The organism is Clostridium swellfunianum, from assembly GCF_023656515.1.
Lineage (GTDB): Bacteria > Bacillota > Clostridia > Clostridiales > Clostridiaceae > Clostridium_AT > Clostridium_AT swellfunianum.
On record NZ_JAMOFV010000006.1, the window covers coordinates 2,674,369 to 2,698,056 of the forward strand.

At 31.3% G+C, this 23,688-nt stretch carries 23 protein-coding genes and 1 other annotated feature; of the genes, 8 read left to right on the plus strand and 15 right to left on the minus strand.

Annotation, left to right across the window (positions count from 1 at the left end; all coding sequences use genetic code 11):
* Positions 1-42: 42 nt before the first annotated feature.
* Both NBE98_RS12770 and NBE98_RS12775 read right to left on the minus strand, forming a co-directional pair.
* Positions 43-717 (minus strand): DUF975 family protein, encoded by a 675-nt coding sequence (locus tag NBE98_RS12770; RefSeq protein ID WP_250815365.1) that lies wholly within the window; start codon positions 715-717, stop codon positions 43-45.
* A 65-nt stretch (positions 718-782) separates the two neighbouring features.
* The gene (locus tag NBE98_RS12775; protein ID WP_250815366.1) at positions 783-1,583 is read right to left on the minus strand and encodes a M55 family metallopeptidase; all 801 of its coding nucleotides are present in this window, start codon (positions 1,581-1,583) and stop codon (positions 783-785) included.
* A 188-nt stretch (positions 1,584-1,771) separates the two neighbouring features.
* Between NBE98_RS12775 and NBE98_RS12780 the strand changes: the two genes are divergently transcribed.
* On the plus strand, positions 1,772-1,984 hold the full coding sequence (locus NBE98_RS12780) for a hypothetical protein (RefSeq protein WP_250815367.1): 213 nt from the start codon (positions 1,772-1,774) through the stop codon (positions 1,982-1,984).
* A 32-nt stretch (positions 1,985-2,016) separates the two neighbouring features.
* Here the strand turns inward: NBE98_RS12780 and NBE98_RS12785 are convergent, their stop codons facing one another.
* Both NBE98_RS12785 and NBE98_RS12790 read right to left on the minus strand, forming a co-directional pair.
* The gene (locus NBE98_RS12785; protein ID WP_250815368.1) at positions 2,017-3,051 is read right to left on the minus strand and encodes a S66 family peptidase; all 1,035 of its coding nucleotides are present in this window, start codon (positions 3,049-3,051) and stop codon (positions 2,017-2,019) included.
* A gap of 78 nt (positions 3,052-3,129) precedes the next feature.
* Entirely contained in the window at positions 3,130-3,927 is a 798-nt protein-coding gene (locus tag NBE98_RS12790) for a metallophosphoesterase (RefSeq protein ID WP_250815369.1), read from the minus strand.
* Positions 3,928-4,121: 194 nt separating this feature from the next.
* On the opposite strand from NBE98_RS12790, the gene NBE98_RS12795 reads away from it, so the two are divergent.
* Entirely contained in the window at positions 4,122-4,307 is a 186-nt protein-coding gene (locus NBE98_RS12795; RefSeq protein WP_250815370.1) for a hypothetical protein, read from the plus strand.
* Positions 4,308-4,376: 69 nt separating this feature from the next.
* On the opposite strand, the gene NBE98_RS12800 is transcribed toward NBE98_RS12795, so the two are convergent.
* Positions 4,377-7,208 (minus strand): glycoside hydrolase family 2 TIM barrel-domain containing protein, encoded by a 2,832-nt coding sequence (locus NBE98_RS12800; RefSeq protein ID WP_250815371.1) that lies wholly within the window; start codon positions 7,206-7,208, stop codon positions 4,377-4,379.
* Between the two features lie 200 nt (positions 7,209-7,408).
* On the opposite strand from NBE98_RS12800, the gene NBE98_RS12805 reads away from it, so the two are divergent.
* On the plus strand, positions 7,409-8,263 hold the full coding sequence (locus NBE98_RS12805; protein WP_250815372.1) for an AraC family transcriptional regulator: 855 nt from the start codon (positions 7,409-7,411) through the stop codon (positions 8,261-8,263).
* A gap of 51 nt (positions 8,264-8,314) precedes the next feature.
* Here the strand turns inward: NBE98_RS12805 and NBE98_RS12810 are convergent, their stop codons facing one another.
* From NBE98_RS12810 to NBE98_RS12825, 4 genes are all read right to left on the minus strand, one after another.
* Entirely contained in the window at positions 8,315-9,292 is a 978-nt protein-coding gene (locus tag NBE98_RS12810) for an ABC transporter substrate-binding protein (RefSeq protein ID WP_250815373.1), read from the minus strand.
* A gap of 24 nt (positions 9,293-9,316) precedes the next feature.
* Complete coding sequence (locus NBE98_RS12815; protein WP_250815374.1) at positions 9,317-9,856, minus strand: type 2 periplasmic-binding domain-containing protein; 540 nt, start codon at positions 9,854-9,856, stop codon at positions 9,317-9,319.
* A 93-nt stretch (positions 9,857-9,949) separates the two neighbouring features.
* Positions 9,950-10,843, minus strand: coding sequence for a carbohydrate ABC transporter permease (locus NBE98_RS12820; RefSeq protein WP_250815375.1), 894 nt, complete (start codon positions 10,841-10,843; stop codon positions 9,950-9,952).
* Positions 10,844-10,861: 18 nt separating this feature from the next.
* On the minus strand, positions 10,862-11,791 hold the full coding sequence (locus NBE98_RS12825) for an ABC transporter permease (RefSeq protein ID WP_250815376.1): 930 nt from the start codon (positions 11,789-11,791) through the stop codon (positions 10,862-10,864).
* A 192-nt stretch (positions 11,792-11,983) separates the two neighbouring features.
* Between NBE98_RS12825 and NBE98_RS12830 the strand changes: the two genes are divergently transcribed.
* Both NBE98_RS12830 and NBE98_RS12835 read left to right on the plus strand, forming a co-directional pair.
* The gene (locus NBE98_RS12830) at positions 11,984-13,510 is read left to right on the plus strand and encodes a response regulator transcription factor (protein ID WP_250815377.1); all 1,527 of its coding nucleotides are present in this window, start codon (positions 11,984-11,986) and stop codon (positions 13,508-13,510) included.
* A complete protein-coding gene (locus NBE98_RS12835; RefSeq protein WP_250815378.1) occupies positions 13,507-15,315 on the plus strand; it encodes a sensor histidine kinase in 1,809 nt (602 codons plus the stop codon). The genes NBE98_RS12830 and NBE98_RS12835 overlap by 4 nt, the downstream gene beginning before the upstream one ends.
* Positions 15,316-15,339: 24 nt before the next feature.
* Here NBE98_RS12835 and NBE98_RS22535 read toward each other — a convergent pair whose 3' ends face one another.
* Positions 15,340-17,013, minus strand: a complete 1,674-nt coding sequence (locus tag NBE98_RS22535; RefSeq protein ID WP_250815379.1) for a glycoside hydrolase domain-containing protein — start codon at positions 17,011-17,013, stop codon at positions 15,340-15,342.
* A gap of 110 nt (positions 17,014-17,123) precedes the next feature.
* Here NBE98_RS22535 and NBE98_RS12845 point away from each other — a divergent pair, with 110 nt between their 5' ends.
* Complete coding sequence (locus tag NBE98_RS12845; RefSeq protein WP_250815380.1) at positions 17,124-17,975, plus strand: AraC family transcriptional regulator; 852 nt, start codon at positions 17,124-17,126, stop codon at positions 17,973-17,975.
* A gap of 88 nt (positions 17,976-18,063) precedes the next feature.
* On the opposite strand, the gene serS is transcribed toward NBE98_RS12845, so the two are convergent.
* Positions 18,064-19,344, minus strand: coding sequence for a serine--tRNA ligase (gene serS / locus NBE98_RS12850; RefSeq protein WP_250815381.1), 1,281 nt, complete (start codon positions 19,342-19,344; stop codon positions 18,064-18,066).
* 133 nt (positions 19,345-19,477) lie between these two features.
* Positions 19,478-19,688 (minus strand) — a binding site (T-box leader).
* Between the two features lie 81 nt (positions 19,689-19,769).
* The gene (locus NBE98_RS12855) at positions 19,770-20,252 is read right to left on the minus strand and encodes a GNAT family N-acetyltransferase (RefSeq protein ID WP_250815382.1); all 483 of its coding nucleotides are present in this window, start codon (positions 20,250-20,252) and stop codon (positions 19,770-19,772) included.
* Between the two features lie 62 nt (positions 20,253-20,314).
* Here NBE98_RS12855 and NBE98_RS12860 point away from each other — a divergent pair, with 62 nt between their 5' ends.
* Positions 20,315-20,479, plus strand: a complete 165-nt coding sequence (locus tag NBE98_RS12860) for a hypothetical protein (RefSeq protein ID WP_250815383.1) — start codon at positions 20,315-20,317, stop codon at positions 20,477-20,479.
* A 22-nt stretch (positions 20,480-20,501) separates the two neighbouring features.
* Here NBE98_RS12860 and NBE98_RS12865 read toward each other — a convergent pair whose 3' ends face one another.
* From NBE98_RS12865 to NBE98_RS12875, 3 genes are all read right to left on the minus strand, one after another.
* Entirely contained in the window at positions 20,502-21,578 is a 1,077-nt protein-coding gene (locus NBE98_RS12865) for a DUF3810 domain-containing protein (protein WP_250815384.1), read from the minus strand.
* Between the two features lie 182 nt (positions 21,579-21,760).
* The gene (locus NBE98_RS12870; RefSeq protein ID WP_250815385.1) at positions 21,761-22,114 is read right to left on the minus strand and encodes a hypothetical protein; all 354 of its coding nucleotides are present in this window, start codon (positions 22,112-22,114) and stop codon (positions 21,761-21,763) included.
* A gap of 275 nt (positions 22,115-22,389) precedes the next feature.
* Positions 22,390-23,145, minus strand: coding sequence for a WecB/TagA/CpsF family glycosyltransferase (locus NBE98_RS12875; protein WP_250815386.1), 756 nt, complete (start codon positions 23,143-23,145; stop codon positions 22,390-22,392).
* A 153-nt stretch (positions 23,146-23,298) separates the two neighbouring features.
* Here NBE98_RS12875 and NBE98_RS12880 point away from each other — a divergent pair, with 153 nt between their 5' ends.
* Complete coding sequence (locus NBE98_RS12880; protein WP_250815387.1) at positions 23,299-23,682, plus strand: hypothetical protein; 384 nt, start codon at positions 23,299-23,301, stop codon at positions 23,680-23,682.
* Positions 23,683-23,688 lie beyond the last annotated feature (6 nt).

A 23,688-nucleotide genomic window follows, 5' to 3' on the forward strand; every position in this document is an offset into this window, starting at 1 on the left:
AGTTATTTTATTTTTGTAAACAATAATTTTTATTTATTAATTTTAATAGCCATTTCCCACATTTCCAGAAAATGAGTTTCGCTTTAAGTCTTCATAAAAATTAGCCTTTGCTGTATTATAATAGGCTCCCAACCAAAGAAGTCCAATCCCAAGACTTAAAAGACTCAATAAAAACCATCCTGCAAAGCTTAATACAAAAACAAAATATTTACCTTTGTTGCCTCTCATAAGCTCTTTGCTTGCCCTAAGGGCATCTGTTGAACTCATGCCAGGATTGTCATTCATAATAAAATATGACATAGAATAGCTGATAGCTGCTATTATTCCTGGAATTATAAGAAGTAATGACCATAAAATTACAAATATCATAGTTAAAAGATTTAAAAGAAACGCATTACCAAAATTTTTAAACCCACTGAACAAGTCTTCAAGCTGAGGGTTATTTTCCCTTGATAGCCTTAGAAAGTAAAGTGCTGCACCAAGATTAAGAGGTCCTGCTACTATTAAACTAATTATCGAGGCAAAACCGTTAGCCCCACTTGAAGTTCTGACTAAATTGCCATTAATATTAGTATAAGTTATTCCTCTTGAGGCAAAAGCCTGGGTTAATATCCAAGTTATTAAGACAACTAAAACAGCCATCATCCATCTTCCAGCTAATTGATATTTGGCCAGCTGTTTATATTCCGAATTAAGTTTTTGACCACCTTCGTACAATTAATTCATCTCCTTTTTATTTTTAACATACATTTCTATTTTATTTGTATAAAATGATTATTATTCTAAGCTAAGAACATAAACATTCTAAGCACGTCAAAATAGTTGTCTGCCTTAAATTCAACGGTTGTTGTATTTGAGAGCCTAGCTCCCGGATAGAATGAAGCTGCATAGGCATACTTATGATTTAAGTATCCTATCTCAACTTTAAAGTTTTCTGGAAGCTTAATCAAACACTTTTTATAATCTCCTCTTAAAGCTTCTTCAACTCCAGTCTTTATTTTTTCATTAGCAAGTTCTGGATGAATACTTATTACAGAGTTTCCTACACCTTTCTTTACAGCTGTAGTCTTAATGTTTTGACTTGTTCCTCTAACAATTTCACAAAGTTCTTCGTCTCCACTAACAAACACTACAGGCACTCCAATTAATGCAGCTGTATAAGCATTAATTATAAATTCGCTTGCTATCTCTCCGTTTATTTTTATATAATTGACCTTACTGTTGTTTAAAGTATGAGATAATGGATTCCCGCCTAGACTTCCTGCTGAATGGTATCCAGTCATGATAGCAGCATCAAAACTTTCGTCAAGCTCCTGCATCATGCAGAACGGATGTCTACTCCACCCCCTAATTAATTTAGTGTTTTTAGGAAGTTTTTTTATATCAATATTTCTAGCAGAATCATGCGCATCCTTTATCCAAATATCCTCTGCTCCTGCTGCCATTGCCCCTTGACAAGCCGCTATAACCTCATTAGTCATTTGATCAGCAAAATCATTAAAATCGGATAAATCCTTCTCTGTTTCATTCCAATGAACTGTTCCAGTAACACCCTCTATGTCTGCGCTAATATAAATTTTCATATACGTCCCTCCTACACTTCTTTATGCCTCCTGTATTCCTTGTATGCTCATAGAAATAATTAGTCTTTACTCCCTGAAATTAGTTTACTTAATTATATTTATAAGCTGACTTTTAAATTACTATTTTTGACTATAATCATTCACCTTGGTGATACTAATATTGAATTATACCAGGGAGGTGATTAATTATGACTAAAGCTGCTAAAGATGACAGAATACTATCTACACCATCTGTTACAGGCTCTCATGGGACTTCGGAATCGTCAAACCTAACAATTGATTCTGGGCATGTTGGTGCCAGTAACAAATCATTCTTTCTAGAATTTGATGACACATCAAATGACAAAACTAATAGAGAAAAAACTATAAATTTAAAACCAGGCACATATAATAGAAAGTAAGTAATGGCACATGGATATCATGTGCCTTTCCGTTAAATAAAAGGATTCTCTAAAAGCATAACTTCTTTTGTTTTTGGGTTTATACTAACCTTGCAGCCTAAAGGTACTATTATTTTGGGATCAGTATGTCCAAAATCCATATTCATTACTATAGGAATATCTGTAATTCCAAATTCGATTCTAAAGATATTTTCTACCGTTTTATAAAGTTCCTCTTTTTCTTCCTCTGAATAACCCTTTGGTCTTCCGAACATTATACCTTTAACATTGTCTAAAATCCCTTGAATACCGTAATTTCTAAGCATATACCCTACTTGAAGAGGCAACGGCTTATCCTCTGACATTTCAAAAAATAATACCTTATCATTCCAAAACTTTTTATCCGGCCAATATTTAGTGCCCTTTAGAAATTCCAGGACCTCAATGCAACCTCCCCATAAAACTCCCTCTGTCATTTCTTCTCCCTGTAAAAATAACCATCCTTCATTTTCATAGAAACTTTCACACTGACCTATAGTTTCTTTATTGTTCCAATCCTTATATTTGTCGCACCATTTGTCATAAGTCTTATAGGAAAGCAAACCAAAGTCATCAAACAAGAACTCATTTAAGTGCTGTTCAAACTGAATTGGCAAGTGTTTAAGCTGAGCAAATCCCGACATTATAGAAGGGCCGTAAAAGGTTACCATTCCTAAAGAATTAAGATATGTCAGATAAGCAGTAGCATCTGAATAACCCATTATAAACTTAGGACTTTTTAGTATCATTTCTGTATCTAAATACTTTAATATTCTCACAGATTCGTAGCCGCCAATGGAGGCAATAATTCCATCAATACTATCATCAGCAAAAGCCCTATTCAAATCTTCAGCTCGAAGCTTAGGGTTTTTATAAAGCTCCTCTGGAGACATCCTAGCTGTTGGCATCTCAACTATTTCAAAACCAAATAAATCTCTTAGGTTTTTAAGTCCTAGCTCATAGATATCAGGAAACAAATATGGTACACCACTTGATGGTGAGGCCACTGCTATTTTTGAACCTGTTTTAAGCCTTCTTGGTTTTAACATATTATCTTCCCCCTTGCATTCCTTTTTTGCACGCAGAAATTATCAATTCCTACGCCCCTTGTATTCCTTGTTATGACGCTAATTACTTTCTATTTCTATTAAACTCACCTGACTTCTATTCATAAACCTTATAGGAAGCCTTGTTGTACCAACACCACTATCTACGTATAACACTGTGTTTTTCTCTAGTTTATATATTCCTTTATTGAACTTTGGAAGAAACCCTTGGTCTGGTGCTATTGCAGCTCCCATGAAGGGAAATCTAATTTGCCCTCCATGTGTGTGCCCACATAGGATTAAGTCACACCCAATATTCTTATGATCTATAACCACATCAGGTTTATGACTTAACAAGATAGTGAAATGGCCGCAGTCTATTCCTTGTAGTGTTTTATTCAAATCTCCTAATTGATTTAATGAATAATCTATGCCACATATATTTAACTGATATTCTTTAAAACTTTTAGTACAGCTGCTATTTAATAGTACTCTTATATTTCTTTTTGAAATACCTTCTAATAAAGAACTTATGCTTTTACTATTACGCTCATGATTTCCTGGCACGTAAAATATATTCTCATTCAAGCTATATAAATTTTCTAGAAAATTGTATACATTAGCATAATCCTTAGTTCGTTTATCTATTAAGTCTCCAGTAATTACTATCAAATCAGGCATATCTTCTTTAACCAATTTTAAAACTCTGTTGTTATACTTAAAGTTATGATAATCAGTTATTTGTAATACCTTTACCTTTCCTTTGTTCTTAAATTTATTAGTTTTTATACTTATAACAGCAAGCTTTGGAAAATTAGTTTCGAAATATACTTGAAACAATATTAAAATAAAAGCAACAAGTAGAATTTTTAATATCATTAAGCTATCCTCCATTTACATTGATGGATATATTTGTATATAAGTGTAATATACAGCAACAGAAATAACAAGCAAAATAAATTAAGCTATACTATAAAATAGATTTAAATGCAGGGAGGTAAATAAATGTCAGCAAAAGAGGACGCAAGATTAGAAGTAATAAACAAACTTACTATCCATATAGAAAGCTTGAAATGGATACGGAAATACATACTCTAAGAGATGACCTTAATAAGGAAACTTATGAAAGTGCAGATAAGTACTTACTTAATTTAAAAAGCTTACTAGGTAAATTAATTCAACTTAAAGAGCTTAATTCTGATGAACTTAAGATATTAGAGGAAATGATAGAAGATACCAACTTAATTAAAGAGTTATAACTAAAGAAGGCAAAATAATAGTGAGCATCTACCTTTATTAATAGAATGCTCCCTATTTATACTGCATTATTATATCTTATTCATTGGAGCTATTGAAAATTCAAACTTAATGTCCTTTTCCATTAATCTATATTTTTCTAGAAGTTCTGGGCCGCAGCTATTTGAACCAATACCTGAATTTTTATAATCTATGCGCACTATGATATTATCACTTTCAATTAATTCATCCGCGTGCATTGCATTAGTAAGAGTTTCTGAAGAATACCTTGATATATTGAAGTCAAACTCTTTTTCTGCTGTGAATTTTAAACCACCAATTTCAACCAACTTAGCCTTTGTATGATTCCCATGCTCTTGTGGAACAATGTAAGGCACATATTCCTTTGCAGTTGTACTCTCATAAATTCCGACTTTAGTATGATGATACATATCTATATAATTTTCAACTGGACCCATACCATAATATTTAAACTCTTCATTAGCTTTAGGCATGAAAAATTCAAAGCCTAACCTTGGTAAATATACACTGCTATCCTTCACACTTCCTTGCAGCTTTAACTTAATTTCACCATAGGATAAAACCTCATAAGTGATACTAAATCTTAAAAACGGGGAACGTGAAATACCTGCAAGACTTCCATTAACTATTATCTTATTTTCTTTTAACTCACAAGAATATACTTTAGAGAATATCCTATTAAAGTTTTCTCCTCTCATGTTATCTTCAAATAAGCCCCATCTATATTTTATATTTCTATCATTATCTGTTGGTGCACGCCATACAGATAGTTTTGGCATAGCTGCTAATCTTTCCTCTCCATCTATTATAAGACTGCTGAAATTTCCATAGTGTTTATTAAATAAATAAGTGAAGTTTTCTCCAGTAATTTTTATTGAATTATTTTCTTCTATAAACTCCGCTGAGGTTATGAAAGTACATGTATTTTCTTTTATTTCAACAGGCAGTCTATGCTGCTCCATAGCAGCTTCATATTCGCCCATTAAACTAATATCTAAGTAACAACCTAATTTACAGCTCTTTGGCAATATAAAATCTAGAAGATATTTCTTTGTTTTATGAGGCTCAATATCACAAATTAATTCTCCACCCTTTATTATTTGACCATCACATTGAACCTTCCAAATTAGCTTATATTCACTTAAGTTTGTAAAATCATAAAGATTTGTTACACTTAATTCATTACCTTGGAGATCAGTTTTTATATATTGGTATACGGCTTTTACTTCTAAAGAACCGGCTTTAAAGCTTCGGTCGGCAAATACCATACCATCACAGCAAAAGTTTCCATCATGTGTTATTTCTCTAAAATCTCCACCGTACTTGTATACACCATCTTCTAGCACTGTATGGTCTGCCCACTCCCATACACAGCCGCCTATAAGTTTAGGATACTTATAAATGGTTTGCCAATAGTCCCAAGCATCACCAGGCCCATTTCCCATGGCATGAGAATATTCACATAAAAAGAACGGTCTCATATCTGCATTTGTAGCATGTTCCTCTATTTTATCTATACTTGTATACATTCTAGATACTACATCCACATCACATTTATCCTCAATTAATGAAGCTCCCTCATAGTGAACCAATCTAGATTTATCCCTATTTTTTGTCCAAGCAATCATAGCATCATGGTTACTTCCATATCCACTTTCATTACCCATAGACCACATAATAATACACGAATGGTTTTTATCTCTTTCTACCATTCTTTCTGCTCTTTCCACAAAAGCATTTTCCCACTGCTTTTGCTTACATATCCAATCTGAGCTTTCAATATCATATCCGCAGCCAGTATTTCTTGTGCCAAAACCGTGCGTCTCTATATCTGTTTCCTCTACCACATAAAAACCTATTTCATCACATAAATTAAAAAACTCTGGTGCTGGTGGATAATGAGAGGTTCTTATACAGTTAATATTAAGTTCCTTCATTTTAAGCAGTTCTGCTTTCATATACTCATAAGGGGCGTAGTGGCCTAAAACTGGGTGGGTATCATGCCTGTTAACTCCTTTTAATTTAACTGAAACACCATTTATTAATAACTCTCCTCTTTCAGATACACTAACCTCACGAAAACCAACCTTAAATGGTATGTATTCTGTGAAACTTTTTACTATAACGGTATATAAATAGGGCTTTTCTGAATTCCACAAAATAGGATTATCTAATTTCTCTATCTTATTTAGCCCATCATATATAGCATAATCCTTTTCTGATACAGTTAGTATCTTAGAATCTGCATGTATTTCAATATCTTTAACACAATTTTTATCTCTCGAAAGCAAATAAACATCTCTAAATATTCCCGATAAGCGAAAAAAATCCTGATCCTCTAAATAGCTGCCTGCACACCATTTTAATACTTTAACTGTTAAATTATTTGTACCTTCCTTTACATACTTTGAAATATTAAATTCACTTTGAAGGTGAGAGCCTTGGCTATGCCCAACCAAAATATCGTTTACATATAAGTATAAACAAGAATTAACTCCCTCGAAAACAATATAGGCATCTCTATCTATCCACTTATTATCCAAATCAAAATCCAAAGAATAAACACCACAAGGGTTATCATCAGGTACATAAGGCGGATCCACTGGGTATGGATAATTTATATTTGTATAATAGGGGACATCATATCCATACATCTGCCAATTTGATGGTACATTTATTTTATCCCATTTAGCAATAACCTGTGGTACATCAATATCCCTTTCAAAGTAGGCAAATTTCCATTCTCCATTTAACAACTTATAATATGCTGACTTTTCTTTATTTCCCTCCAAAGCTTTTTCTAAAGTATCATAAGGTATATAGTAAGCTCTTTGCGGTTCTCTGTTCATCTGAATTAAATTTAAATCTTCATAGCTTCGCATTTGTTCATCTCTCCTGTTTCTTTAATTATTTAAATTATAATGCTTTTATGCTACTTTCAAAATGCATATTATTGACTAAAATATGTACAAAATGATACTATTGCCTAGACAATGATACCTTTGTAGGAGATACTATAAAAAGGAGTTTATTTCCATAGCAATTCCTATAACATATTAAAATCAAGGAGTTTTGTTTTGTTATGAAAATATTATCAGGCTACCATATGAGTGATGATGATAATTTAAAAAATATACAATATGATATAGCTATCAATAGCTGCGGCAGGTATCAGCTTATAAGTAAAAAAGAAATAAAAACCTCCAGACCCTATGGAAGAGCAGATTTTCAATTAATATATATAGCTAAAGGAAAAGGTACTTTCATTATTAACGGTAAAGAAAATATGGTTAATGAAGGGTCTTTGGTAGTTTATTTTCCAGGGGAAAGTCAGTATTATACCTACTACGGCTCTGATGCTCCAGTTATTTATTGGATTCACTTTTCTGGCTTTAATGCACTTAATTATCTAAAGCATATTAGGATAGAGCATAGCGGCATCTACTACTTTGGTATGAAAAATGAACTTATAATTATTTTTAATAAAATTATTAAAGAACTGCAGATTAAGCAGCTAAACTATTTTGAAATGTGTAACCTTTATACGAAGGAAGTAATCACTCTAATTTCTAGAAACCTAACAGAATTCAAGGAAACTACCTACAAAAAAAATAAACTTATAACTTATGCACTAGAGTATTTTAACGATAATTTTAATACTGCTATCAATATAAAAGAATATGCGGACAACTGCAATATTAGCTGCTGCTGGTTTATCCGCAGTTTTAAAGAATATATAGGAACAACACCTATTCAATATATTACCAACATTAGAATAAATAAAGCTAAAAGCCTGCTAAGCAGCAGTTCACTTAGTGTTAGTGAGATATCTGATTTAATTGGTTATGAAAATCCACTATATTTTAGTAGAATATTTAAAAAGAATGTTGGAGTATCACCTTTAGCATATCGTCACAATGAAAGTAAGTTATTATAATAAAAAGGGACTGTTTCATGAGTCAGTCCCTTTTTAAAAAATATTTATAAACTATTTCTGCTGAGCTTTAATAAATGCATCCGCTTGGGTTTGAACTTCTTTAATTACTTTTTCTAAACCTGCTGCTTTTAATTTTTGCTTATAGACTTCTATGCCTTTTACTGGATCATCTGTTATACCAAAATGAAGAGGAAGTCCATACTGAGTAATAACTGTATTTATTGCTGCCATTTCATTTTTAACCTTACTATCATCAAAAGTAAATGTTTCTAGAGGATTATGAATAGTATCTTCTTTTAACCACTTATTATTTAGCTGGTCTACTATTGCTGGTTGGTTAACATCTGTACGATTTATAGGTGTGTGCCATCCCCATGGACATACATTTCCTGCTGGAAAATTAGCTGTAGCCGCTAAAGTCTTATACTGAGTATCACCAACCGCTTCCCAATGTGTACCTTTAATTCCATAGAAAGTTAGGTCATATATATCTCTGTCATATCTTAAAAGGTCTAATGCCATTAATGCTCTCTCAGGATTCTTGGAATTTGCATTTATTGCTACACCATTACTAGTGTAAGGGGCAACAAACTTTTTAGCTCCCGGTAATATGTCTACAACTTCTGCTTTCCATTCCGGATGAGCTTCATTCATAATTTTAATATCCTTTGCAACTGTTCCAATGTTCCAAACCATGGATGCTGCTTTTCCAGCTTTGAACCCATCATCCTTTGTTTCTTTACTTGAAATAGAGCTCTTAGACCAATAGCCTTTATCAGCATATTCCTTCATTTTTACTACATAGTCCTTATACTGAGGCGTATCTATTATAGAAAAAATCTTTCCGGTAGTATCTGTCATATCGTATGCTAAAATTGGGTCTGTTGCATAAGTCCCTGTTATAGCTGCAAATTTATTAGGCTGCATTTCTAAAGGTTCTTGAAGATTTTGTATTCCTCCATTAATAAGAGGAACTATATCTTTTTCATTTTTTACTATAGCATCATAATATTTTTCAAGATCTGCCATGTTTTTAATTTCAGGTATATTATACTATTCTCTTAAATCTCCTCTAATACCAAAAACTTTATATGAAAACTCACTTTGGTCATTAGGAATCATATATATTTTATTATTAATCTTAGCTTGCTCCCATGCAATTTTAGGTTCATTTTTCCAACTTTGAGGAGCATACTTTTGGAGTAATTCTGGAGTTAACTCAAGGAAACCATTTCTAGTAGCTATTTGGTTATAATAGCACCAGCTTGCTGTAAAAACTAAATCAAAATCTTCTCCTGAAGAAAATAGTAGTGGATATTTAGTAGGTTGATCTCCCCAAGATATAAAATTAACATCAATAGTAGCATTAATCTTTTGCTTCAGCAATTCATTCATTTTAGCGTAAACAGCATCTGCATCTTTAGGTTTGTCACCTAAAATATACATTTTTAATTTTACCTCTTTTAGAGTATTTTTTGTTTCTTCACCTGAAGTTGAAGTTGAATTTTTGTTCAAATTACAACCTGAAAATGCTGACATAGTTATACCAGCTAATAACAATGTTGAACATAATCTTTTGACAAATTTGTTCATTATTAATTCTCCCCCTCATAATATAAATTTTAGGTATATTATAAACCTTGAAACTATTTGTTTTTCAAGATTATTAATATTTTTAATTGAACTTTACCCTTTAACTGATCCTACTGTAATTCCCTGTACAAAATATTTTTGAACAAAAGGATACAAAAGTATTATTGGTCCAGTAACAATAATAGTAAGTGCCATCTTTAGCGATTCGCTAGGTAGATCCATTACAACATTAGTACTTCCCCCTGAAGCTGCTATTATTTTCTTATAAGCATCAATATTATTAATTATCTTATAAAGAAAATATTGTAAACTATACATCTTATCATTTTGGATAAATAGCATTGAGTTATACCAATCATTCCAATATTTTAGTGCTATAAATAGACCTACTGTAGCAAGAGCTGGTTTAGATAGCGGAAGTATTAGTTTAATAAATATTGTAAAATCTCCTGCTCCATCAATCTTAGCAGACTCTGTTATAGCATTAGGTATACTATTCATATAGCTTTTCATAACTAATATGTTAAAAACACTTAATAGTAATGGAAGTATAAGTGCTAGATAAGTATCTTTTAAATGTAAATATCTAACCATTAATATATACCAAGGTACAAGTCCACCACTAAATAAAGTAGTAAAATAAAAATAAAAGGAAAACTTATTTCTCCATTCAAAATCTTTTCTAGTCAATACATATGCGGTCATTGCTGTTAGAAATAATCCAATAATTGTTCCAGTGATTGTTACAAATATAGTGACTCCATAAGCTCTTAATACTACTAATGGTTCCTTAAAAGCAGTGGCATAAGCTGAAATAGAAAATTCCTTTGGTATTAAGCTGAAGCCATGGTTTAAAATATAAGTTTCAGATGTAAATGAACCTGAAATTATTATAATAAATGGAATTACGCAGCATAATGTCATAAAGGATATGATAATATAAGCAATAAAATTAAATATCACTTTATCCTTTGATGTTTTTTTCATAATTTCCATTTCTCCTTTCTAAAATAATGAATTATCTGGATTATGTTTTTTAACTATATGATTTACTACGACTATTGTAACAAAACAAAATACTGACTGATAAAAACCTGCTGCTGCTGCCATACCAACTTCATTATTCTGCATCAAAGCTCTAACAGTAAAGGTATCAATAACATCCGTGATATTGAAAAGAGTACCATTATTCCCTACAATTTGATAGAACATATCAAAGTTCCCCCTAAATATACCACCGATAGCAAGTAGGTTTAGTATTGAAATTGTTGGAATTAATGATGGAATTGTTATATATCTAATTCTTTTAAATATATTTGCTCCATCTATTTCAGCAGCCTCATAAATTTCTGTATCTATTCCCATTATAGCTGCTAAATAAAGTACCGTACCATAACCAAGTCCTTGCCATGCACACAGTGCTATTATTATAAAAATCCAAGCACCTGGCATTGAATAAACATCCACAGTATCAATATGAAGCATCTTAAGAAAGGAATTTAGAGTTCCATGTTCAAAATTAAACATGTTATAAACAATAACTCCAACTATAACCCAAGAAACAAAATATGGTAGAAACATAAGAGATTGGGTTATTTTTTTAAACCATTTCCCTGCTATTTCTGATAATAAAATAGCCATGGTAATTTGAAGAATTGTATTAACAAATATAAATGCCAAGTTATATAAAACAGTATTACGAGTTACCACAAAAGCTTGCCCTGACATAAAGAAGAATTTAAAATTATCTAAACCAACCCATGGACTTCCAAATATACCATCCCTAAAGTTATAACTCTTAAATGCTACAATTATTCCAGCTATAGGGAGATAGCTAAATAAAAAGAAAAAAAGTACAGAAGGTAGAAGCATTAGCAGTAAAGTTCTATTTTTTTTTACTTTATATAAAAAACTTTTTTTCTCCACTCTTATCATCATCCTTTCAATTATGAAACTTTCTCTTGTCTTATAATATAAAGATATCATTTTATACTTAATAATCTATCTGTAATTTTTTTTGATAATAGTAAAATCTTATGTTCTTGTAAACCTTATCAAAGGGCCGTTGTATTAAAGTTTAGTTAACTATATAATGTAATTATTGTTATAATACGGAGGGATTACAAAATGATTCGAATATTATTAGTAGATGATGAAATTTTCACACGTGAAGGTATTATAGCTGAAATTCCTTGGAACGAAATGGGCTCTATAGAAATAAAACAAGCCTACGATGGTATCGATGCTCTTGAGATTGCAGAAGAATTTATTCCTGATATTTTATTAACTGATGTAAGAATGCCTAGAATGAACGGTATAGAATTGTCTTTTAAAATTAGAGAACTTTACCCTAGCTGTGAAATTATTTTTTTGAGCGGTTATTCGGATAAAGAATATCTTAAATCAGCTATTAAACTAAAAGCAATTAGTTATGTGGAAAAACCTATAGATATTGAAGAGCTTAAAACAGCGATTGAAAGTGCAATTGCTGTAAAACTTAAAGAAATGAAAAATATTAAAAGTACTATTGCTCTTAATATTATTAAGCAAAATGCTGATATTACTAATTTAAATAATTATTTTCATATAGATTATTTTAATGAACTCCATGAAACTAATTTTATAACAGTTTTAATAAAAGTTTTAAATAATAACAACCTGCTAAAGGAAACCATACTTCTTGAATTAGAAAAGATAGTTACTGAAGCCGGTTTTAATTGTATTTCAGCCTATAAAGAAGATTCTCTTATTCTTATGCACTTATATTGGAATAAAAGCTTATGCTTATTATCTAAAAATATTGTATTAGAGGATTTATATTTTCTTTTATGTCAATATCTAAAACCAATTACAAATTTCTATATTTGTGAAGGTAAAAGGGTTTTAGGTGCAACTCAAATACATATTTCCTATAAAACCGCTTTAGACGCATTAAATAAAACATTTTTTTATGATTATAATTCCATAATTTATTATGATAAAATTAACACCTTAGTTTATAAATTAAATGAAGACACTATTAAAACTTTTTCAAAACATCTTTCAAGTGAAGATAAACAAAATAGTGTTCTTTTAATCAATAGACTTACTTACGAAATAAAAGGAAAAGAGGGTACTCCAATAAATTATATAAAAGATATATACTATAAGCTTTTATTGCAATTATTACAATTTGCTTCTGATAGAAAACTTACTATCCCGCAAGTAGAATTAAGTAATAAATGTCCGTTTGAATACCTATCAAATTTATGTACACTTATGGAAATTAAAAGTTATGTATTATATCAACTGGAAATTATCTTTAAGACTATTGAAGAAAAAAATCTGAATACAAATCATATATCATCTATAATCAAATATATTCATCTCAACTATTCAGATGTAAATTTATCTTTGCAAGATATTAGTAATAAAACTTACTTAACCACTGCATATATGTGTGCAATATTTAAAGAAGAAACTGGCAGCACCATAAATGCATATATTACCAAATATAGAATTGAAAAGGCAAAAATTCTTTTAAAAGATCAAAACATGAAAATTACTGATATATCCGCTAAGGTAGGATTTAGCGATGGGAATTACTTTTCAAAAATTTTTAAAAAAGAGACAAGCTTTAACCCCTCTGAATATAGGAGGAAGTTTTTTTCATGAAGCTAAAAAAATTTTCTAATCTTAAATTAATGCAAAAATTTCTATTAACCTACTCTATGTTTATAATAATTCCCTTAATACTATTATCCTCTTTAACCTATAAAAACGTTTCTAGTATTATAGAAAACTATATTACTTCTGCAACAAAACAAGCCTTTGAACAATCTTATTCTTTTTTGTCCTACAAACTATATAGAATAAATGATGTATCAAATATACTTTCCAATGATAGTAATTATACTACTATGGAAAGTAATATAATTACAATATTAAGCAAAACCTTTTCATCATATTCTATAAATGACCAAATTAAAGATATGTACTTTCTTCGTAAGTATCTTACTTCTTACGAAAATAATGTTGATATAAGTAATGTTAAACTATATGTAAATGATAACTTTCTTTACTCTGCTGAAGGTTATAATATGTTTAGCCTTAGCCAAGCTAAAAATTCTAAATGGTATCCAATCTTCAAGAAAAATAACAAAAGGAATTTATGGTGTCCTAGTTCCTATCTTGAGGATACTAAAACTCTTGGTACCGATAAACTTTCCATAGTTTCAGCAATAAAAAATCCTAATAATTTTCAAGAAGACATTGGATTTCTTCGTCTGGATTTCCAACGGTCCATGGTAGATGATATTATAAAAAAGATAAATACTGTTGACGGAAGCTTTACCTATATACAAAATTCTAAAGGGGTTATTGTTTCATCTACAGATGATTCTTTAATAGATAAATTTAGCATTAATAATACCTTAGTAAGTAATCTATCCTCCCAGGAAGACAAATTTCATACCATAACTATACATAATAACAATTGTATTGTAAAAAGTTCTTTAATAAACAACACAGACTGGTACATGATTACAGTGATTCCTTATAAAAGTATCAATTCTAAAATTAAAACTATACGAAACACCTTGATTTTGTTAATGAGCATAATAGGAACCGTAGCCTTTGCTCTAGCATATTACTTTTCAAATTCCTTAAATAAAAGATTTACAAAGCTAACTACGGCTATGAAAAGTATTCATCGAGGTAAATTTGATACCTTTATTGACGATTCAAGCGATGATGAAATTGGTGAACTTATTGCTAATTACAATTTTATGACTAAAAGAATGGCAGTACTTATAGAAGAACAATATAAATCTGGTAAAGAAGTTAAAAATGCAGAATTAAAAGCCCTTCAAATGCAAATAAATCCTCACTTCCTATATAATACCTTGGACATGATAAACTGGATGGCTTTTAAGAATATGAATAAAGAGATAAGTTCTGCTGTTAAAAGCTTGGCAAATTTTTATAAACTTAGTCTAAATAAGGGCAAATCCAGTGTTTCTATTAAAGACGAGTTAACTCACGCTTCACTTTATATCAATATTCAAAACATGAGATATTCTGATAGAATAAAATTAATCATAGATTTGCCTGAAGATATATATTGTTATAGTATTTTAAAAATTACATTACAGCCTATTTTAGAAAATTCAATTATACACGGTATTCTAGGCAGAGGTAACGTAAATGGCCAAATAATAATTAGCAGCAAATTTGAAAATAATGATATCACTTTATTCATACAGGATGATGGTATTGGAATTCCAGAGGATAAAATTAATAAAATTCTAACAGAAGAACTAAGCAGCAGTGCAGGAAGTGGTTACGGACTTAAAAATATTAACCACCGCCTAAAACTATCTTACGGTGAAAATTACGGATTATCCTTTAAAAGCCAGTATGGCCATGGAACTACAGTAGAAATTAAAATTCCAGCTAAATTATATGGGGAAGGTTCTTAATAAATGAACCTTCCCCATATAATTTTATTTTTGCATTTTTTCTTTAATAAGCTGATTTACCTTTTCTCTTAACTCCAAAAGGTATTCATCTTTTTTAGGATATTCCTTAAAAGTAATTGGTTTCCCCGTATCTTCCTCAATTAGCTTTATAACAAATTCCTTGTCAAAAATACTTTCTAACAATTTAAAGGCTCTTAAATCTTGTAATGCTTCATAAAATACTACTAATCTTAAGGATTCAATAGGTTGTCCATCTTTTCCTGGGTAAACTACAAAAGTATCCCCTGAAGGGACAAAGAATTCTCCATCTGTAACATGGAATGGATTTATAGGTTTTCTTGAATATTGATTGAACCAGAAATTGTAGCCCCAATGTAAAAAACCTGCTATATTATATTTGTAAAATTGAGTGGCGATGATTCTATTTCTAAGAGATGGCATAGAAAAAAATCTATTACTTACCTGCTGGTATTGTGCACAACAATAATAAGTCCAAAGACTTGGCACCTGATTTTCTATAAATTTATCTATATGATTATTTGCAGGTATAGGATTCTTAACTGATCCATTAGCATAAAAAGTATAATCTGATAAAGCATCAATTATAGGAAACTCCTTCAATATGTCCTTAACTATATTTTTGGCACTCATATAATTTTCAAGATGTTGTAATTCAGGTTCATCTGATATATGAAAATAACATTTTTCTTCAATACCTTCAGCCTTTAAAAATTCAACCAGCTCAGTTAAAAAAAACCTTAAAAATACAGCATATTCTTCTGAAGCTGCATCAGTTTCCCAGCCAAAAAGCTTTTTATACTCGCCATTTTCTGTTCCCATAATCTTAGGCGCATGCTTTGCTCCCCATTGTGTAAAAAGATGAGAAATCTCAAAATATTCTATCCCACCTTCAAGGCACATATCAATCCAGCGTTTAAGCTTAGTAAATTCAAATTTATACTTATTAACTCCAATTTTATCTATCTCTACAAGCTGAACCGTTGGTCTCTCTCCACCAATCGCTGTATCAAGTGGCGGTGTAAATATGGGGGTCAATATCATATTCATTCCATTTTTAACTGCATTTTTTATATAATTTCCAATAATTCTCCAGTGTTCTTCCCCTAAAATTTCTACATTATATTCTACTGCTAAACAATCACAATGAAACCATTGAGTTACAATTAAATCCTGTTTAGGCAGCATAGCATCAATTATTTCTAACATAAAGGTATCACTAGCAAGAAGTTCTCCCTGCTCACCATAAAAATTAATTTCAATAGGATGAACACCTGGTTTTATTTTATCACTACCTTCAATTGTAACCCAAATACTTCTAAGTTGATTAGGAACTAAATAAAGCTTTTCACCCTCTTGAATATCTACTAGTTCATCTGGAAAGAGCCCTGGCTCTACTCTTAAATAATTATCATCAATGCTTGTATATGCTGGCAGTTGAGCTGGTATTAATTCCACACGCCTTAACGTAATACAAGACTTCAAATCAGACTTAATTTCTACAGTCCCCATTCTCTTCCCAAAAATCTCTGAATTTGTCTCAATATAAGCTATCTGAAAAGAATACCTCTCATTTTTAAGCATGGAAGCTTTATTAAACACTTTCTTGTCTTCAAGCTTTTCATCTAGAAAATTTTTTTCTAAAGATGATACTAATTTAATTTTTAATGAGCCATCCACAAAAAACCCCTCCATTTTTTTAAAATTGCATATTTTTATTATAGCCCTATACTACAACTAAATAAATGTAGTATACTGTTATAAACATGGACAAAACCGTAGGAGGTAACATGATTTATTTATCAGGTTATAGAGTGAAAACTGACCAAGACTCCTGCTCTCAGGATACAAAGAATTATTTTTCGGTTAACTGCTGCGGATACGAAAAGTATTTAAGCAAAAACATAGATACTCTTAGGATACATGGAAGGCCTGATTTTCAGCTTATCTATGTTGTAAATGGTTATGGTTCCTTCTTAGTGAAGGAAAAATTTATAGAACTTACTAAAGGAACAGTTCTAATATATCCACCTGGTGAAACTCAGCAATATAGTTACAGATATGAAAATTCTACTGAAGTATTTTGGGTTCATTTTACTGGTTATGGGGCACAAGAACTGCTAGAAAATATCGGTTTAAAAGCTAACGAACCTCACTACATAGGTTTAAATAACACTTTTATAGATTGTTTTACTAAAGTTATTCACGAATTACAAATAAAACTTCCTCTATTTGAGCAAGCTTCTAATTTTGTTATACTAGATTTATTAACCTTAATGGCAAGAACTAAGCTAACTCTTCAAGCTTCACCAAAGAGAATTCAGGATGAACCTATTATTAAGGTTATGGAAGAAATGCATACTCACTACAGTTATAATTGGACAATTTCAAAACTGGCAAAGCAATGTAATCTAAGTATTGACTGGTTTATGCATAGATTTAAAGCTCAAAGCGGAGTATCTGCTATGGAATATTTATTAGAGATTCGCTTAAATAAGGCAAAGTGGCTTTTATTAAATTCATCCTTAAGTATAAAAGAGATTTCTAATATAGTTGGTTATTCAGATCCATTATATTTCAGTAGGGTATTTAAAAAATCAGAGGGCATTTCTGCTAATATATACAGAAAGTCCCACAGTTGATTAAAGTTTTAAGAATATAGCTTATTTTAAAGGGAGTGAATCACTCCCTTTTGTCATAATAGTTATTGCTTAAGTCAAAATGATTATACTATTTGTCAGAAGTTAGTCTATCCTTACCTATCCATTTTCTTAGAACTTCTGGAACAACTATACTTCCATCCTCCTGCTGATAGGTTTCAATAATTGCTGGAAACAACCTGCTTGTAGCAAGACCTGATGCATTTAGTGTATTAACATATTCAGTCTTCTTGCTGCCTTCTCTCTTAAATCGAATCATTCCTCTTCTTGCCTGGTAGTCTCTAGCGTTTGATGCTGAGCTTACTTCCTTATAATCATTCATGCTAGGAATCCAAATCTCTATGTCATAGGTTTTAGCCATTGATGCACTTGCATCCTTAGCTGCAAGCTTTGTTACTCTATAGTGAAGTCCCAATCCTTGTACAAGCCTTTCAGCCTTTCCAATTAATTCTTCTAAAGCTCTATCTGAATCCTCAGGCTTTGTGTATTGAAACATTTCCACCTTATTGAACTGATGACCTCTTATCATGCCTCTTTCAGATGCGCGATGGCTGCCTGCTTCAACTCTATAGCAAGGAGTGTATGAGAAATACTTTCTCGGCATATTTTCTTCCTTAAGAATTTCATCTCTATGAAGATTTATTAAGGCTGTTTCTGAAGTTGGTAGCATGAAGCTGTATTCTTCTCCTTCACCTTTAACTATAAAAACTTCATCCGCAAACTTCGGAAATTGTCCTGCTGTTAGCCCGCATTGATAATTTAAAATATGGGGTGGAAGTATAAATTCATATCCATCCTTTGTGTGTTCCTCAATAAAATAGTTTAGTAAAGCCCACTCTAGTATGGCACCATAGCCTTTGTATACCCAGAATCCATTTCCTCCAAGCTTAACTCCTCTTTCATAATCAATTAGATTATTTAATTTTACTAAATCCATATGATCTTTTGGAGCAAAAGTAAATTCTGGCTTATTACCCCATTCTCTTATTATCTTATTATTTTCCTTGCCTCCAGGAAGCACATCCTCATCTGGCACATTAGGAAGTTTTTCTATAAATACCTTTATGTTTTCCTCTAATCTTCCTAGCTTTTCCTCAAGCACTTTAATAGCAGTAGCAAGCTCTTTCATTTCAGCAAAGTACTGCTCAGCATTCTCACCTTTTCTTTTTAGCTCCGCTATTTCCTTAGAAACAGTATTTCTTTTGTTTTGTAAAGTCTCAACTTGTACTAATAACTCTCTTCTTTCCTTATCCCATTGGAGTAGCCCTGTAAAATCAACCTCATCCATACGCTTTAATAGAGCCTCTCTAACCTTATCAGGGTTTTCACGAATTAAATTTAAATCTAACATAACTTTCCTCCTCTTAGTTGGGCACTGAGCGATTAAATATTACTCACCACACTTGTTAGTTAAAGTTCCTTTAAGACTATAACCTTCATACATTTAATTTTAAAAAATCAAAAAACTCCCGTCTCTGCATTAAAACAGAGACGGGAGTATATCCCGCGTTGCCACTCTAATTGTCATATTAAAATTGTAATTAACATGACCTCTCAACAGTGCTATAAAGGGCACAAGCCATCAGCTTTTCACCTAAGCTTAGGAAGTGGATCAATTAAACTATACACCGATTCACACCATCCATCGGCTCTCTAAAATATAGTATTAATTTAAGCTTCCTTCATTGCTTTAATATAAATTATATACACTAGTGTTATATATTATTATAGATTCTATCACCAATTATGTACAAAGTAAATATAAAATCCAGAAAATTATGCAAGCTTCATAACTATAAACTTTGTAGTTCCTTGTTCATTAGTTCTACTAAAATCGTTTACTTGCTTAAAACCTGCTTTTGTATAAACGCTAATAGCCCTCTTGTTAAATTCTGCAACAGTGAGTCTAAGTCTATATGTTCCAAATAGGGACTCAGCGAACTTTATTTGCCTACTTATAAAATCATAGCCTTTTCCTTTTCCACAAACATCAGGATTCATCCCTAACCCTATATCTATAAAATTTTTATTTTCATAAACTCCACTCCTGATACCTGCTGGCACCTGAGCTGATTGACCAAAGCAATAAAATCCTATTATTTCAAGCTTTGCGTTGTTAACAACATAGTATGAACCATCTAAAAGTTCATTTATACATTCTTCGCTTCCATCCATACTATACATGGAATATGGATGTTCATATTTCCAATTAGATATTTCTCTCGCACTTGCATTATCCATTTTATTTATAAAATTCATTTTATCCCTCCTACCTGTTATATTTTTTATTTTTTTACATACCATATTATTGGTGATGATAAATGAATAAAAATGCAAAAACATCAAGGTTTTTTAGTTGGCTTGATAGGGTTGGTGAAGCAGCAGATTTTGTGAGTATAGATCACTTAAATTTAACGAATCTTTCAAGACCACCCCTAGATTACGAAACCAAATATAGTACTCGCCCTGATAAAAATGACTATTAATAAGCACACTTTATTCCTGTGCTTATTTTTCTTTTTTGTATTCAGCAAGCAGAAGATCTACCATTCTTCCATAGCTTTGTACTCCATCCTGTTGACCATTAGATTTTAAATAGGTGTTGTTTACTTTATTAGCTACCTCTTCAACCTTTCCTTTATATTTCTGCCAAAACTCTATATCATTATTTATATCCCTTCTAACTCCAGGAGTATAGCTTTTTAGAAGCTGCTTATACATATCCCTGTCCACATCAGCTAAGGCATTCATAGAATAAACAATAGCAAGCATTACTCCTGAGTACTGAAAATCTGCATCAGGATGCATCGTGCAGGCAATATAAGCAATGTAATTTGCCTCATCCTCTCTTGCAAAGCCTCTTTGATGAGCCATCTCATGAGCTGCAGTGTTTGGAAGCATGTAATCTGTTATGTTGATATTAACATTTGCTTCTCCTGTATAGGGTATGTATATTCCTGTTATTCCTGTATAGGACATCTTTTTTGATACTAATATTTTCTTTGGCGGTCCATATTTTCCACCAAGCTCTGGATATAACTTTGCAGCCTTATCGTATCCCTTTTGCGCTCGCTTAAAAACATCCTTATAACCACCAGAAACAGTCATTACTCCTTGTGAGTTCTCTTCTACCTTTCCCCTCAATGTATTAGCTCTGTCTATAAGGCTTTCACAGAGATCATAAAGCTCCTGCTTTGAAGATCTTGTTATCTCTAATCCTGCTATTTTATCAAAGGAAAGCCTATTGTAATTAAATCCCCAAAGAACCATAAATAGAACATACAACACCGAAACGTAAGTTGATAAATTAATTACTTGCTCCGAAAACCCACCTTTTTTTATTTTAACTAGTAGAAAAATAAAGCCTACAATTAAAATTAAAAATAAAGAAGGTATTAAGAACTCAGCTAGAGATGTAGGAAAGATGCTAGTTATTAAACTCAGCAATTGTCTTATACCTTTATTAGCCGATGTAGAGTAATAGTTCTCAATAAATTTGGGGTACCTTTTAGTGATAATATTTGCTATAAATATTATTGGAGAAAGCATGATAACAATTAATTTTATACTTAATTTCTTCTTCATGTTCAACCTGCCTCTACGAATGTTTTCATATCAATTTAGTCCATATAATTCCATAAGTATATTATACTAATAAATATAAAAAAAATCCCGCCAACCTAGGCGAGATTAAAAAACTTGATTGCATCTATTCTATTAAATATTTTGTATATCCCATTTGCACTTTTTTAAAAAAGCGTCTTTAATTAACTTGCTGATTTTTTCTCTAATATAATATAGTCCTCACTAAATAAATAGTCAATGAGTTTAACTCGTGCACTTTCTTCATCTCTTGCTTCAATCTTAACAATTTCCTTTGAACCAATCCTATATTCGAATACTCTACCTTTTATATCTACAACTCTTGCAGAGCATTCTCCATACATCTTATATTCATCTGTTCCTTTTTGAATATATTCTAGCTTAACTTTATTTTCTTCAGCCAGCTCAATTATTTGCTCCCATGTAAAATCTACATATGAATACATGAAAATCTCATCTTCCCTAAGCTCTGAGAAAAACCTCTTATGGTTGACATGCTGCGTTAAGTACTTAATCATATGTGTCCCTCCTGTATTCCTCATACTGTACATAGTAATTATCAATTACTATGCCTCCTGTACTCCTTATACTGTGCTTAGCGATTATTAACCGCTTCGCCTCATCTGTTCCTCATACTACTTAATAACAGGTATTAATTGTTATTGCTATTGTAGTATTTTCGAAACGCAAGTATGATTAATGCCTACGCTCCTTATAATACTATACGTAAGAGAAATCAATTTTGAGGGACTATAATTATTTCCCTAACTGGAAATATAAGTAACGCTAATATTTAATTTTTCTTTAAACTATTTTCGCTTAAAGCTTCGCAAAATGCCTTCCAAGCAAACAAAGGTAGAGCAAGCTGTCTTCTCCATCTGGAGGGTTGACGAAGCAGCCTGTAAAGCCATTCAAGATTCATCTTCTGCCATATAAGTGGAGCACGTTTTACCTTCCCAGCAATAACGTCAAGCATCCCCCCTACACCAATAGCTACTTTTGTATTAAGCCTACTCTTATTCTCATAAATCCACTTTTCAGCACGAGGAGCGCCTAGTGCTACCACCAAGATATCTGGCTTAGCCTTATTGATTTCTTCAATTATATTTTCTTCTTTCACCTTATCAAAAAATCCATCATGCCTTCCGCTTATAATAACCTTGGGATATTTAGCTCGTATATTCTCTACAGCCTTTTTATTAGTGTCTTCATCAGTGCCTAAAAAGTAAAAAGACCAGCCTTCTTCACTGCCTTTTTCTAAAATATTTATTAATAGATCTGAGCCTGGAACTCTCTCTGGAAGACTATTTCTTTTCCATTTTGAAGCTAATATTATTCCTATTCCATCTGGAGTAATCAAGTCAGCTTCATTGATAAGATTATTTAACATTTTATCTTCTTTATAATTTAAAACTATTTCAGGATTCCCCGTTACAATATGATATGGATTTATTCTACTGCTTTTTATTTCACTTTCAATTATTTCAACAGTTTCCTTCATGGTGATTTTATTAAAAGATACACCTAAAACATTAACAGTTTCACTCATAGTTATCCACCTTTTCCACAGTATATATGTAAATATACCTATATTTTAGCCTAACTTATAAAACTTTTAAATACCTGCACTGCACGCAATTTACAATTATCTTCTAATAGTATATTATTATATTATAAAGATTGTCGAACAAGGTGGTTTATGATGGAAAATTGTTTAAATACCACAGAAATTTATTATAAAGACTTGGAAGAATATAAAATCGATATAAACAGCACTATTGAAAGTATGCTTAAAACTAACGAAAGGCTTGTCTTTGCTCTTGTAGCAGAAAAGTCCGGGGTTACAAATTTTGTTGTAAGAAAATATCCTGAGCTTAGAAACTATATATTGCAACAGCTTGTATATTATAAAGAGGTTCAAGTCATAAATCAAAAGATAGACAGAGCTGTTAATAATTTGGTTAAAGCAAATAAAACTATAACCTTTCTGGCTATAGTTAACAAGTGTAAGTTTAGTCCCGATATTCTATATAAGAATACCTATATTAAAGATAAAATTCGATTAGTATTATCAAACAGGACTTAAGCTTTT